At 66.3% G+C, this 13,337-nt stretch carries 12 protein-coding genes; 2 read left to right on the plus strand and 10 right to left on the minus strand.

Features of this window, described 5'->3' with window-relative positions; translation table 11 throughout:
- Positions 1-28: 28 nt before the first annotated feature.
- The 4 genes from D472_RS0111790 to D472_RS0111805 all read right to left on the minus strand — a co-directional run bounded on the left by D472_RS0111790 (position 29) and on the right by D472_RS0111805 (position 3,610).
- Positions 29-619 carry a class I SAM-dependent methyltransferase gene (locus D472_RS0111790; RefSeq protein WP_017604687.1) on the minus strand — a complete coding sequence of 197 codons (591 nt, stop codon included), beginning with the start codon at positions 617-619 and terminating at the stop codon, positions 29-31.
- 221 nt (positions 620-840) lie between these two features.
- Positions 841-1,653, minus strand: a complete 813-nt coding sequence (locus D472_RS0111795; protein ID WP_086003782.1) for an amino acid ABC transporter ATP-binding protein — start codon at positions 1,651-1,653, stop codon at positions 841-843.
- Positions 1,654-1,670: 17 nt separating this feature from the next.
- A complete protein-coding gene (locus D472_RS0111800; protein WP_026117604.1) occupies positions 1,671-2,630 on the minus strand; it encodes an amino acid ABC transporter permease in 960 nt (319 codons plus the stop codon).
- A gap of 68 nt (positions 2,631-2,698) precedes the next feature.
- A complete protein-coding gene (locus D472_RS0111805) occupies positions 2,699-3,610 on the minus strand; it encodes an ABC transporter substrate-binding protein (RefSeq protein ID WP_017604690.1) in 912 nt (303 codons plus the stop codon).
- Positions 3,611-3,991: 381 nt separating this feature from the next.
- Here D472_RS0111805 and D472_RS0111810 point away from each other — a divergent pair, with 381 nt between their 5' ends.
- Positions 3,992-5,185 carry an NAD(P)-dependent malic enzyme gene (locus D472_RS0111810; RefSeq protein WP_017604691.1) on the plus strand — a complete coding sequence of 398 codons (1,194 nt, stop codon included), beginning with the start codon at positions 3,992-3,994 and terminating at the stop codon, positions 5,183-5,185.
- A gap of 103 nt (positions 5,186-5,288) precedes the next feature.
- Here D472_RS0111810 and D472_RS0111815 read toward each other — a convergent pair whose 3' ends face one another.
- The 5 genes from D472_RS0111815 to D472_RS0111835 form a co-directional block, all read right to left on the minus strand.
- Positions 5,289-5,468: a type II toxin-antitoxin system HicB family antitoxin gene (locus D472_RS0111815; RefSeq protein WP_017604692.1), complete on the minus strand. Its 180-nt coding sequence runs from the start codon at positions 5,466-5,468 to the stop codon at positions 5,289-5,291.
- A gap of 93 nt (positions 5,469-5,561) precedes the next feature.
- Complete coding sequence (locus tag D472_RS0111820) at positions 5,562-6,524, minus strand: PadR family transcriptional regulator (protein WP_017604693.1); 963 nt, start codon at positions 6,522-6,524, stop codon at positions 5,562-5,564.
- On the minus strand, positions 6,525-7,376 hold the full coding sequence (locus D472_RS0111825; protein WP_017604694.1) for a DUF4097 family beta strand repeat-containing protein: 852 nt from the start codon (positions 7,374-7,376) through the stop codon (positions 6,525-6,527). It abuts the gene before it with no gap.
- Positions 7,377-7,579: 203 nt separating this feature from the next.
- A complete protein-coding gene (locus D472_RS0111830; RefSeq protein ID WP_017604695.1) occupies positions 7,580-7,759 on the minus strand; it encodes a DUF6104 family protein in 180 nt (59 codons plus the stop codon).
- Between the two features lie 14 nt (positions 7,760-7,773).
- On the minus strand, positions 7,774-11,409 hold the full coding sequence (locus D472_RS0111835; RefSeq protein ID WP_033303634.1) for a multifunctional oxoglutarate decarboxylase/oxoglutarate dehydrogenase thiamine pyrophosphate-binding subunit/dihydrolipoyllysine-residue succinyltransferase subunit: 3,636 nt from the start codon (positions 11,407-11,409) through the stop codon (positions 7,774-7,776).
- Between the two features lie 641 nt (positions 11,410-12,050).
- Between D472_RS0111835 and D472_RS0111840 the strand changes: the two genes are divergently transcribed.
- Complete coding sequence (locus D472_RS0111840; protein ID WP_017604697.1) at positions 12,051-12,452, plus strand: BlaI/MecI/CopY family transcriptional regulator; 402 nt, start codon at positions 12,051-12,053, stop codon at positions 12,450-12,452.
- Between the two features lie 28 nt (positions 12,453-12,480).
- Here the strand turns inward: D472_RS0111840 and D472_RS0111845 are convergent.
- Positions 12,481-13,337 (minus strand): MFS transporter (locus D472_RS0111845; RefSeq protein WP_017604698.1); only part of this gene is annotated, 857 nt, incomplete at its 5' end.

Genomic DNA, 13,337 nt, shown 5'->3' on the forward strand with positions numbered 1-13,337 from the left:
ATGTGGCGATCGGTTCCCGACCGAAGGGTCAGTGCGGCCGGTGTGCCACCACCCGCTCCACCACACCGAAGAACAGTCGGTCATGGTGGCCCACCTCGAAGCCGACCTCCTCGGCGACCTCCCGGGGCAGCCGACGCGGATGTTCACGCCTGCGCTCCCTCAGCCGCAACGGCATACGGGTGTACTCGATGTGGTCCACCAACAGCAGTCGACCACCGGGGACCAGGACTCGGTGCATTTCCCGTAGAGCCCGTTCCTGGTCAGGAATGGTGCACAGGGAGAGAGCGCAGAGCACCGTTTCGAAAGAGCGGTCGGCGAAGGGGAGTCGTTGGGCGTCGCCCTCCACGAAGGTGATCGCGAGCCCCAGATCCTCGGCCTTCTTCGCGGCCCTGGCGATCATGGCGGAACTCAGGTCCAACCCGGTCAGCTTGACCTGGGGCGGGTAGTAGCGCAGGTTCCGTCCGGTTCCCACGGCCACCTCCAGGGTGCGGCCACGAGCCCCGCCGCACAGCAATTCCCTGGTGTTGCGGATGGCCACGTGTTCGCAGTGGCCTCCGAAGTCGTAAAGGCCCGCCCGGTGTTCCCAGAGCCGACGTGTCTTCTCCGTACGCGAATCCATGCCTCTCCCCGGGGCCGGATGGGACGCCCCTGAGTAAAGACTCTGGGACCGGACCCTCGTGGTCAAGGGAAGAGGGAGTGTGTCCCTGGATCAGGTGGCACTCACACGCCCATGGGGGACAGGTCCGGCCCGGCGCCCCGGTCGCGGGGGTGTGGGGCGCCGGGTTGGGTTACGGGGCCCGCGCGTCGCGTGACACTCGGGCCCCGAAGGAGTCGGGGAGGTCAAAGAACCTTGGACAGGAACGCCTGGGTGCGCTCATGCCGTGGATCGGAGAGTACCTGGGTGGGCGAGCCCTCCTCCACCACGACACCGTCGTCCATGAAGACCAGGGAGTCGCCCACCTCACGGGCGAAACCCATCTCGTGGGTGACGACCACCATGGTCATGCCGCCCTCGGCCAGGTCGCGCATGACGTCCAGGACTTCGCCGACCAGCTCCGGGTCCAGGGCACTGGTGGGTTCGTCGAACAGCATCAAGGACGGTTCCATGGCCAGTGCGCGGGCGATGGCCACGCGTTGCTGCTGTCCTCCGGAGAGTTGTTCGGGGTAGGCGCTCGCCTTGTCCGGCAGCCCGACTCGTTCCAGCAGTTCCAAGGCGTGTTCGACGGCCTGAGCCTTGGGTATGCGCTTGACCTGTGTCGGGGCCTCGATGACGTTGCCGAGCACGGTCAGGTGTGGGAACAGGTTGAAGCGCTGGAAGACCATGCCGATGTCGCTGCGTTGGGCGGCGATCTCGCTGTCGCGCAGTTCGTACAGACGATCACGCCTTTGCCGGTAGCCCATCAGTTCGCCGTTGACCCACAGGCGGCCGGCGGACAGCTTCTCCAGGTGATTGACGCAACGCAGGAACGTGGACTTGCCCGACCCGGAAGGGCCGATGATGCACATGACCTCACCGCGCCGGACTTGAAGATCGATGCCCTTGAGGACCTCTAGGCGGCCGAAGCTCTTGTGCACGTTCTCGGCGACGACGAGCGCGTCCGAGGAGGGCCCGGTTCTCTCCGTGCTCTCCAAGCCCTGGTCGAGGCCGGTCATGTGATTCTCCTCGGCCATCAGTGCGCCCCTCCCACGACGTGGCCGCCGGCCCCGCGCTCACTACGGCTGAACCTGCGTTCGATGAAGTACTGGCCGACCATCAGCACGCTGGTGATCGCCAGGTACCACAGGCACGCCGCCACCAGCATCGGGAAGATCTGGTAGGTGCGGGTTCCCACGGCCTGGAGTTGGTAGAAGAGTTCGATGGTCACCGGAACGTAGGCCAGCAGGGCGGTGTCCTTGAGCATGGCGATGGTCTCGTTGCCGGTGGGTGGGATGACGACCCGCATGGCCTGCGGCAGGGTGATGCGCCGCATGATCTTGCTCCGGCTCATTCCAAGGGCTTGGGCGGCCTCGGTCTGGCCCTTGTCCACCGACTGCAGGCCCGCTCGGATGATCTCGGCCATGTAGGCGCCCTCGGACAGGGACAGGGCGAGTAGACCCGCCGTGTACCCGGTCAGGAGGGTGCGGGCGTCGATCGCGAAGAAGCGGGCGTCTCCCTCCAAGCCCAGCATGGGCATCCAGTAGTTGTCGAAGGGGAGCCCGATGTGGATCGTCGAGTACAAGATGGCGATGTTGCCGAAGAGCACCGCCAGCACCAAGCGGGGCACGCCACGGAAGAACCAGGTGTAGAGCCAGGAGACCGATACCAGGATCGGGTTCCCCGAAAGGCGCATCACCGCGAGGATGACGCCCAACAGGATGCCGATGATCATGGACAGCACGGTGGCGCTGAGGGTCACCCAGACGCCGCGCAGGACCGGGTCCGAGAACATGTGCTCGAGCATGAAGGGCCAGTTGAACGCGGGGTTCGTGACGAGCATGTTCACGAACATCGCGGCCAAGACCAGCACGACCCCCGCGGCGACCCAGCGTTCCGGGTAACGGACGGGGACCGCGGTGATCGGGTCGGTCGAACGGCCCGGGGTCGGCTCCTGCGACCCCGGGCCGTCCACCGATGGACTCGGTGAGGTCACGGGTCAGACTTTCGATAGAGAGGACGGATACCTTCGGACGTCGGGCAGATGCTCCGTGGAGGGCGCTTCTACTCGTCGACCGAGGGGTTGACCTCGGAAGCCTCCAGGGCACCGACTTCGATGCCCCACTCTTGGAGGATGGTGTCGTATGTGCCGTCCTCGATGATGGCGTTGAACGCCGCGGAGAGGGCCTCGGCCATCTCGGTGTCGTCCTTGTGGGTGAGGACGCCGTATGGAGCGGCGTCGTACTGGTCACCGATGAACTCGAGCTGCTCCCCGGTCTCCTGGAGGGCGAACAGGGAAGTGGGCAGGTCGGCCAGGGAGGCATCGTTGACACCGGAGACCACGCTGGAGGTGGCCAGCGGCTGGTTCTGGAACTTCTCGATGGTGATGGCTTCCTCGCCGGCCTCGACACAGGCTTGGCTGCGGGCCTCGATGTCGGTGTCGTGCGTGGTGCCGGTCTGCACGGCGATGCGCATGCCGCAGGCGTCGTCGGGGTCCACCCCCTCGGGATTGCCGGTCTTGGCGAACCACTGGGTACCGGATGAGAAGTAACTCACCATGTTCACGGCCTCCATGCGCTCCTGGGTGATGCTGAAGGAGGAGGCGCCGAGGGTGTAGTTGCCGGTGTCGACACCGATGATGATGGAGTCGAAGTTGGCCGGGACCCACTCGGTTTCCAGATCCAACTTGTTCAGAGCGGCTGTGACCAGATCCACGTTGAAACCGAGGACGGTCTCACCGTCGTCGTCCAGGTATTCCCCGGGCGGGTACTCGGCCTCGACACCGATGCTGACGACACCGGACTCACGGATCTGGTCCGGGACGAGTGCGGCGAGCTCCTCGTCGGCGGAGACCTCCGGTGCCTCGGGTGCGGCGTCATCACCGCCGCCGTCGTCACCGTCGCCGCACGCGGACAGGGTCAGCAGGCCCGCGGCGGCGAGGGCGGTGAAATAGGGAAGAGGCTTGCGCAAGGGCATCTGGGGTCTCCTTCATGGGCACGGATCGTGCCTGGTCGGAGGCGGGTTCTCGGGGCCACACCGCCAGCCTGGAACGGCATTCGGAACATTATGCTGCATGTCCAGATGAGTCGGTAACATCTCATCATGTCGCCCCGCGATGTTCCTGTGGTCACCGTTGTGAGAGAATTGCGTAACGGGCCATCCCCGTGAGATGCGGACGCGCAGTACTCGCATAAGAGTCCGGCGAAGACCGTTCCTCCCGGCGAACACGACCGGTCATGGCCGACCGGCGCCGTGGAGGGCACCCCTAGCACCCTTACGTCTTCGCGTGCGATCCGTTGCCCACCGTCCTTCGTCATGGCCGACGCGGGATGAACAGCAGACCGAGGGGTTTGAGTAGTGACCACCTTTGATTCGCGTACCCAGAACACGTCCGAGCTGGACCAGGATCCGGCCTTCGCCATGCACCGTGGCGGCAAGCTGCACGTCACCTCTTCCGTGGACGTCAGCGACCACGAAGGACTCTCCCTGGCCTACACGCCAGGCGTCGCCCGTGTCTGCGATGCGATCGCCGAGAACGCGGACCTGGTCGAGACCTACACCTGGAAGAGCAATCTGGTCGCCGTCGTCACCGACGGCACCGCGGTCCTGGGCCTGGGCAACATCGGCCCCGAGGCCTCCCTGCCGGTCATGGAGGGTAAGTCGTTGCTGTTCAAGCAGTTCGGCGACGTCGACTCCGTGCCGATCGCGCTCAACTGCACCGACGTCGACGAGATCGTCGAAACCATCGTGCGCATGTCGCCCTCCTTCGGTGGCATCAACCTGGAGGACATCGCCGCCCCGCGCTGCTTCGAGATCGAGGCCAAGCTGCGTGAGCGCTTGGAGATCCCCGTCTTCCACGACGACCAGCACGGAACCGCCATCGTGACCGTCGCCGCGCTGCACAACGCGGCACGCATCACCGGACGCACCTTGGCGGACCTGCGCGTGGTCGTCTCCGGTGCGGGTGCCGCCGGCGTCGCCGTCACCAAGATGCTCATCGATGGCGGTGTCGGTGACATCGCCGTCGCCGACTCCAAGGGCATGATCTACGACGGCCGTGAGGGCTTGACCCCGATCAAGCGGGAACTGGCCGCGATCAGTAACAAGGCCGGCCTCCAGGGCTCCATCGAGAGCGCTTTGAAGGGCGCGGACGTGTTCATCGGCCTGTCCGCCGGCGAGGTTCCCGAGTCTGTCGTGGCCGACATGGCCGACGACGCCATCATCTTCGCCATGGCCAACCCGAACCCGGAGGTCCACCCGGACGTCGCCCGTAGGTACGCGAGCGTCGTCGCCACCGGGCGCAGCGACTTCCCGAACCAGATCAACAACGTTCTGGCCTTCCCCGGAGTCTTCCGGGGCGCCTTCGACGTCCAAGCCTCGGACATCACCGAGAACATGAAGCTGGCCGCGGCCAAGGCCTTGGCCGACCTGGTCGGTGACGACCTGAGCGCCGACTACGTCATCCCGAGCTCCTTCGACGAGCGCGTGGTCCCGGCGGTCTCCGCCGCCGTCGCCGCCCAGGCCCGCAAGGACGGCGTCGCACGCCGCTAGCGCGCGTGCGACCCGGGGGCCCGCGCGACCATGATGGTCGTGCCGGCCCCTGCCACTCGTGCCGGGTCGGACACGCTCTGGAGACCGCGTGCCATCGGAGCGATCACATGAGTTCCAATGGTGCGCCGGCCTCCTCGACCAACGGGGCGAGCGCCTCGCGCAGGTCCGCGAGCGCGGCGTCCGGGGTGTCCCCCTCCCCGTGGGCACCGACACCGGGCCGCAACCGTGCGTAGGCGTACCAGACCCCGTTTTCGTCCAGCTCGATCGTGTAAGGGACCAACACCGGTCTTTCTTTCTGGTCGAGGGACTCCACCGATCTCGACGGGCCCGGGAGACCACGCCCCCGTGTGGTCTCCCGGGCCCGTCCCATCGGTGGTCAGTCCTTCTTCTGCTCGTCCTCACCGGTGGCGGTGGACCAAGGGTCGCCGCCTGAAGGCGGCATGGGGCGGGCCTTCGACCCCTGAGGGGGCTCCTGCGCGGTGCTCTCCCCGAACGTGCGCGTCATGGGTTCGTCGGCGTCCTTCTCCCCGGGGTCCTCGCGGCCCTCGGAGGAGGGTCCCCACCGGTCCATGTCGCGTCGGATCACCTCGATGGTCTCGTCCAGGATGCGGCGCAGGTCGTGGGCGGCGGACCCGCCCACCTGGCCGGCGCCCCGGACCATGTCGCGAACCCGCGTGGAGAAGTCCCGCAGAGCGTGCTCGAACTCCGACTGCTCGCCCCCACGAGCGCGGTCGTGCTCACCTGTGTCCTTCTGGGTGGTGTCCTCCTCATGGCCGGTGCCGGTGCGACCCCAGGCCGCACCGAAGGTCTCCCCGATACCTTGGGCGAACCTCTCCCACTCGCGGGCCCACATGCCGCCGTCACCACGGTCCCGCTCCCGAGAGGACTCGTCTTTCCGTTCCTCCTTGGCGTCCTCCTCGCGCTCGGACCCCGTGCGCTCGGACTCCTCACGGCGGGTCGCGCCGGCGGCGAACTTGAGCTCGTCGCGCAGTGAACTGATGGTGGCGCGCACGTCCTGCTTGACCGCACGGGCGATGTCGCGCACCGAGTCGGTGATCTCCCGCTCCAGGTCGTCCAGGTCGCTCTCGCGGGAACGCAGCTCCTCACGGCCCTTGTCGGTCAGGCTGTAGACCTTACGGCCGCCCTCCTCGGTATGGGTGACCAGTCCTTCCTCCTCCAGCCTGGCGAGCCTGGGGTAGATGGTGCCGGGGGAGGGCGAGTACACGCCCAGGAAACGGTCACGCAGCAGGCTGATGATCTCGTAGCCGTGCCGCGGACTCTCGTCGAGCATCTTGAGCAGGTACAGACGCAGTCTGCCGTGGCCGAAGACGGTGCTCATTCAAGCCCCCTCTGGGATCGCTGCCGGCGCCTCGGGCGCGCGTCGCAACAGCGCGCTCCGGCCGGACACGGTGTTGACGGTGATGGACGCGGGGTCCACGCCCACGCCGATCTTGCCGTTCAGGGTGGTGCGAGCCGTGGCGCTGGTGCGGTCCAGCCCGAAGTCGGAGTCCACACCGCCGGTCATGGTGCGCATCTCCACGTTCGCGGAGCACTCCGCGGGCACACGCAGGGCCACCTCGCCGGACACGGTGTTCACCCGGACCCGGGCGGAGGCCGCCAGGTCGGTGTCGACCATCACGTGACCGGAGACGGTCTTGGCGCGCAGTTCGGACAGGCGTCCACCGGCCACCGCCAAACGGCCACTGGCGCTGTTGAAGCCCAGGGTGCCGCCCGGATCGCGCACGGAGGTGCTGCCATCGGCGGTGTTGACGTCGGTCTCGCCGGTGACGCCGTCCAGGGTGATCTCGCCGTTGGCGGTCCTGACCTTGAGGCGGGAGCTCAACCCGGCGGCCACGACGGGCGCGGTGGCCGTGGTCACCTCGACGGGGCACTCCCGGGGTAGACGCAGGTTCACGGTGGCGCGCCGTGCGTGGACGTTCTTGTAGCCGGTCAGTTGGAGGGGCTTGAGTCGGTCCAGGAGTCCCTGCCCGGTCAGGTCCCGGTAGTGGATGGTGAGGATGCCGGCTTCCTGGACGACTTCCAGGGGCTCCCCTTCGATGTCGCTGATCTCGAAGGTGACCGGATCATCCGTGGGAATGATGTTGACCTGTCCACCGACGATCCGCACCTTCAGGGCGACGATGCCGTCCAGGGTGTGGGTCATCGGGGTGTCGACGGTCCAACGTGCCATCGCGTGAACCCTTTCCGCTCGCTCTCGATGCCTTCACGATATGTCGCGTGTGAGGGGAACTCAAGATATGTCGCGGATATCGGGGGTCGTGTCAGGGAAACCTCGGGGCCTTTCCCGAAGGGACCCCGAACACGCACGAGGGGTCCGGATCGCTATGACCCGGACCCCTCGGTCCACACGCCGCTCAATGCGAAGGCGTGCTATTACTCTTCGTCCTCATCGTCCAGCCGGGCCAACCAGGTGGCCAGCCGTTCCACTGGTGTCTCGAACTCGGGGTTGATGTCGGTGAACACCCGCAGCTGCTCGGCGAGCCAGGCGAAGCTGACCTCCTCCTCGCCGCGGCGGTTCTCCAACTCCTCGATTCCGCGATCGGTGAAGTACATACCGTTTTCCGGTGCTACTCGGCGGGCGGGAACACGGTGTCCACCAGGGCACGCTGCTCGGCCTCGTGGCGCTTGGCCGAACCGGCGGCGGGCGCGGAGGAGGCCGGACGCGAGATCCGGGTGAACGGACGGTCGAGCTGTTCGGAGAAGACCAGCGCGACGAAGGGCCACGGCCCCATGTTCGCCGGCTCCTCCTGGACCCACAGGACCTCGCCCGAGTTCGGGTAGGCCTTGAGCTGTTCGCGGATCTCCTCGATCGGCAGCGGGTACAGCCGCTCCGCGCGGATGATCGCGGTGTGCTTGTCCCCGCTCTTGCGCCGGGCCGCGTCCAGGTCGTAGTAGATCTTGCCGGAGCAGATGACCACGCGACGGACCTTGTCCGGCGCGATCGAGTCGTCCCCGATCAGCGGCTGGAAGTGGCCCGAGGTGAAGTCCTGGGTCGCCGAGGTCGCGGCCTTCAGCCGCAGCAGCGACTTGGGCGTGAACACCACCAGCGGACGCTCCAGCGGCGACTTGGCCTGCCAACGCAGCAGGTGGAAGTAGCTCGCCGGAGTGGTCGGGTTGGCGACGGTCATGTTCTCCTGCGCACAGGACTGAAGGAACCGCTCGATCCGAGCCGAGGAGTGGTCCGGCCCCTGACCTTCGTAGCCGTGCGGCAGCAGCAGGGTCACACTGGAGCGCTGGCCCCACTTTTGCTCACCGGAACTGATGTACTCGTCGAGGATGGTCTGGGCACCATTGACGAAGTCACCGAACTGGGCCTCCCACATGGTCAGCGCGTCCGGTCGGGTCAGCGAGTAGCCGTATTCGAAGCCGAGCGCCGCGTACTCGCTGAGCAGCGAGTCGTGCACGTGGAACTTCGTGGTCCCGTTGTCGAACTTCTTCAGCGGCGTGTGGGTCTCGCCGGTCTCGCGGTCCATCAACGTGGCGTGACGCTGACCGAAGGTGCCGCGACGACTGTCCTGGCCGATCAAACGGACCGGGTGGCCGTCCAGCAGCAGCGAACCGAAGGCCAGCAACTCACCGGTGGCCCAGTCGATCGCGTCGCTTTCGACCATGGTCGCACGGCGGTTCAGCTGCGGGCCCAGACGCGGATGCGGTGTGAAACCTTCGGGCAGGTTCACCTGGGTGTCGATGACCCGCTTGACGGTCTCGGAGTCGATCGCCGTCTCCACCTTGGAGTGGTCCAGACGGGACTCGGTGAACACCTCGGGCTTGACCACCGAACCCGGCTCGATCGGCTTCTTCTCGACCTCACGGGTCTCGGTGAAGGCACGCTCGAGTTCGTTCTGGTAGTCGCGCAGCGCCGACTCCGCCTCTTCCACCGTGATGTCACCACGACCGATCAGGGCCTCGGTGAACAGCTTGCGAGTGGAGCGCTTGGCGTCGATGACGTCGTACATCAGCGGCTGGGTGAACGCGGGGTTGTCACCCTCGTTGTGCCCACGGCGCCGGTAGCAGACCAGGTCGATCACGACGTCCTTGTTGAACGCCTGACGGTAGGCGAAGGCCAGGTGCGCGACCCGGACCACGGCCTCGGGGTCGTCCCCGTTGACGTGGAAGATCGGTGCCTGGACCATGCGCGCCACGTCGGTGGCGTACACGCTGGAGCGGCTGTCGGTCGGTGAGGTGGTGAAACCCACCTGGTTGTTCACGATGACGTGCACCGTGCCGCCGGTCCGGTATCCGCGCAGTTGGGACAGGTTGAGGGTCTCGGCGACCACGCCCTGCCCGGCGAACGCCGCGTCACCGTGGATCAGGATGGGCAGCACGGTGAAGCCGTGCGGACCCTTGTCCAGCACGTCCTGCTTGGCGCGAACGATGCCCTCGGCGACCGGGTTGACCGTCTCCAGGTGGGACGGGTTGGCGGCCAGGGAGATCCGGATCTTTTCGCCCTCGCGGGTCTGGAAGGTCCCCTCGGTGCCCAGGTGGTACTTGACGTCGCCGGAGCCATGCGCGCTGCGCGGGTCGAGGTTGCCCTCGAACTCACCGAAGATCTGCCCGTAGGACTTGCCACAGATGTTGGCCAGCACGTTCAGGCGACCACGGTGGGCCATACCGATGACGGCTTCGTCCAGCTCGGCCTTGGCGGCCTTGGAGATCACGCCGTCCAGCAGCGGGATGAGGGACTCCCCACCTTCGAGGGAGAAGCGCTTTTGACCCACGTACTTGGTCTGCAGGAAGGTTTCGAAGGCCTCGGCGCTGTTGAGTCGATGCAGGATGTGCAGTTGCTCATCGCGGTCGAGCTTCTCGTGCTCACGCTCGACGTGTGATTGGATCCACTCCCGCTCCTCCGGGCTCTGGATGTGCATGTACTCGATACCCACCGTGCGGCAGTAGGTGTCGCGCAGCACGCCCAGGATGTCGCGCAGCTTCATGACCTGCTTGCCACCGAAGCCCCCGGTCGGGAACTCGCGGTCCAGGTCCCAGAGCGTCAGGCCGTGCTCGAGCACGTCCAGGTCCGGGTGCTTGCGCTGCTCGTGGGTGAGCGGGTTGGTGTCGGCCATGAGGTGGCCGCGCACGCGGTAGGCGTGGATCAGCTCTTGGACCCGGGTGGTCTTGTCGAGCTGGGTGGCGGGGTTGACGTGGATGTCCTGGACCCAACGGACCGGCTCGTAGGGGATCCGCAACGAGTTGAAGATCTCGTCGTAGAAGCCATCCTCGCCCAGCAGCAGCTGATGGATCCGACGTAGGAACTCGCCCGACTGCGCGCCCTGGATGATCCGGTGGTCGTAGGTCGAGGTGATCGTCATGACCTTGCTGATACCCAGGTCGCTCAGGGTGTCCTGAGAGGCACCCTGGAACTCGGCCGGGTATTCCATGGCACCGACCGCGAGGATGGTGCCCTGGCCGGGCATGAGCCGCGGCACGGAGTGCACGGTGCCGATACCGCCCGGGTTGGTCAGGCTGATCGTGGTGCCTTGGAAGTCCGGCACGCCCAGCTTGTTGTTGCGGGCCTTGCGGACCAGGTCCTCGTAGGCGCTCCAGAACTCGTTGAAGTCCATCTCGTCGGACTTCTTGATGGAGGGCACGACCAGTTGACGGGAACCGTCGGGCTTGGGCAGGTCGATCGCCAGGCCGAAGTTCACGTGTTCGGGCTTGGCGACGCCGGGCTTGCCGTCGACCTCCACGTAGGAGTGGTTCATCTCCGGCATGGATTCGAGGGCCTTGACCATGGCGTAGCCGATGAGGTGGGTGAAGGAGACCTTCCCACCGCGGCCGCGCCGGAGATGGTTGTTGATGACGATGCGGTTGTCGAACAAAAGCTTGACCGGTACCGCACGAACGCTCGTGGCGGTGGGCAGGGTCAGGCTGGAGTCCATGTTGGTCGCGGTACGGGCGGCCGCTCCACGCAGCCGGGTCTCGTCGACCTTCAACGCATCATCGGTGTCGGTGTTCTTGGGTGTAGGGGCCGCGGCGGCCTTCTTCTTCGGTGCGGGTGCGGAGGGGGACTTCTCGGTCTGCGCCTTAGCGGTCGCAGTGCCCCCACCCTTCCCGCCGGCCGAATCCGCGGGCTTGTAGTCCGCGAAGAAGTTCCACCAAGCCTTGTCAACCGAATTCGGGTCGGTGAGGTACTTCTGGTAAAGCTCCTCGACCAACCACTCGTTCGGGCCGAAATCTGTCAGGGGTTGAGACGCCTCAGACGACACGGCGGAGATCGCCCACTTCCGCAGCTCGCTTGTGAATGTGTAGGAAAGACGGGTGGCTGCTGGCAAGGCGGGCTCAAAGAAGCATGGAGTCGCTCCCCTGCTCGGGGGAGTATCTGACCTGGCCAGCACTCGTCGGGTACCAGGCTACTTGTATCGGCCTCCCGAGCGGGAACGCGAGGGTTGACGAAACTGGGAGATAGCTAACAATCTTTCACACGAACCTTGGCTTTCTGTAGCATTGTTTTTACTCTGCGTGTCCAGTGGGTGCTGTTTGTCCTATTTGGCAGGGTTTTTTTGGTTCTCTCTGTGTGGCCACCTTTGGTCAAAGTGAGTGTGGCGCGCCTCACGTTTCTGTTGGGCGATCCGGGGGGAGTGCGATACGCCCCAAAAACCGGACGGGTGCGCGCCGGAGGAGCTCAGGGGAGAGCAACCGACGGCCCTTGGGGCCTTCCCAATGGTGAATCGCCGGTGTCGGGTGCCGTGGATATGCGGATCTGTTCCCTCTTCCCGCTTCTTCCACGTCGGTTCTCCGTGTCCGTCTACGATGCGCCTACGCAGGTCCGAAACGGTGCGAGGCAGGAGCGCGCTGGATCGGCGTGGCACGGGATGGAAAGACACGAGGCACGGGCGGGGGCGCACCTATGCGGGATCTGGGGGCACTGGAATCGGCCATCATGGCCGTTCTATGGCACGCGGACGAACCTCTGCCGGTCAGAGACGTCCTGGAGAGGATGGTCTACGATCGTCGACTCGCCTACACGACCGTCATGACGGTCACCAACATCCTCTTCCAGAAAGGGCTCTTGGAGCGAGAGAAGGTCGGGCGCGCCTGGGTCTACCGGCCCCGGGAGACGCACGCCGAGTACACCGCGCGCATGATGGGCGAGGTCCTCAGGGCCGGCCCCGATCCCGGCACCACCCTGCTCCGCTTCGTCGAACGGTGCAGTGATGAGGAGATGTCCCGCCTTCAGCACGTGTTCCATCAGGTCCGTGACCGGCGCGGGGACACGCCTTCACCGCGTGCTCGGCCGATGGCCGGGTGAGCGGTCGCACATCCTCTTTCGATGTTCCTCACCGACGTCGCAGCGAACGCACACTCGGCGAGCAGATCGCCAGAAGGGTGGCCGTGATCGTCGCCCCCGCCACGATCGACAACGAGCGGTCCGGACCGATCGCTTCGGCCAGTGGCCCGATCGCGATCTGTCCCACCGGCATCGCCACGAACGAGCCCAAGGCGTCGTAGGAGTACACCCGCGAGAGCCGGTCCGGCGGGATGTTCTCCTGTACCGATACCTCCCAGGCCACGATGAACTGCTGCACGGCGACTCCGCCCAGGAACATCGCCGCGAACAGCAGCGGCACCACGGGGGAGGGGCCGGCCAACACGAAGAACGGCAGCGTCTGCAACGTGACCAGGGCCGTGCCGTAGAACAATGCCCGTCGGGGCTGCCACCGCGCCGCCGGCACACCGCCCGCCACCAGCCCCGCGCTATTGGCCGCCATCACCAGACCCCAGGTGGCCCGTCCGAACGTCTCGTCGGCGATCCCCGGTCCCAGCACCGCCGTGGTCGCCGACCAACCGGCGTTGACCACCATGAACTGCAGCACGATGATCCACACCCACGGCCGGGCCACGAACTCGCTCCACCCGTCCCCCAGGTCGCGCAGGACGTCGCCACCGGCCGGAGCCGCCGTGGAGGGCACCCGCAGGAAGAGGAAGGTCACCCCGGCCGCGGCGAACATCATCGCGTCCGCGCCGATCGCCCAACCCGGACCCAGCAGACCCACGGCCACACCACCCGCCGACATTCCGACGAACATCCCCAGCTGCTTGGCGATACCCACCAGGGCGTTGGCCTGACGCAGTAGTGCGCGCGGCACGGTCTGCGGGGTCAACGCCGCGGCCGCGGGCAGGTTGGCGGGGGGCC

This window comes from Nocardiopsis alkaliphila YIM 80379 (genome assembly GCF_000341005.1).
Lineage (GTDB): Bacteria > Actinomycetota > Actinomycetes > Streptosporangiales > Streptosporangiaceae > Nocardiopsis > Nocardiopsis alkaliphila.

What these genes read in the sequence shown, in the direction of transcription:
- D472_RS0111790 (WP_017604687.1), bottom strand. Translation starts at nt 619, where the DNA reads ATGGATTCGCGTACGGAGAAGACACGTCGGCTCTGGGAACACCGGGCG.
- D472_RS0111795 (WP_086003782.1), bottom strand. Translation starts at nt 1,653, where the DNA reads ATGACCGGCCTCGACCAGGGCTTGGAGAGCACGGAGAGAACCGGGCCC.
- D472_RS0111805 (WP_017604690.1), bottom strand. Translation starts at nt 3,610, where the DNA reads ATGCCCTTGCGCAAGCCTCTTCCCTATTTCACCGCCCTCGCCGCCGCG.
- D472_RS0111820 (WP_017604693.1), bottom strand. Translation starts at nt 6,524, where the DNA reads ATGAGCACCGTCTTCGGCCACGGCAGACTGCGTCTGTACCTGCTCAAG.
- D472_RS0111825 (WP_017604694.1), bottom strand. Translation starts at nt 7,376, where the DNA reads ATGGCACGTTGGACCGTCGACACCCCGATGACCCACACCCTGGACGGC.
- D472_RS0111830 (WP_017604695.1), bottom strand. Translation starts at nt 7,759, where the DNA reads ATGTACTTCACCGATCGCGGAATCGAGGAGTTGGAGAACCGCCGCGGC.
- D472_RS0111840 (WP_017604697.1), top strand. Translation starts at nt 12,051, where the DNA reads ATGCGGGATCTGGGGGCACTGGAATCGGCCATCATGGCCGTTCTATGG.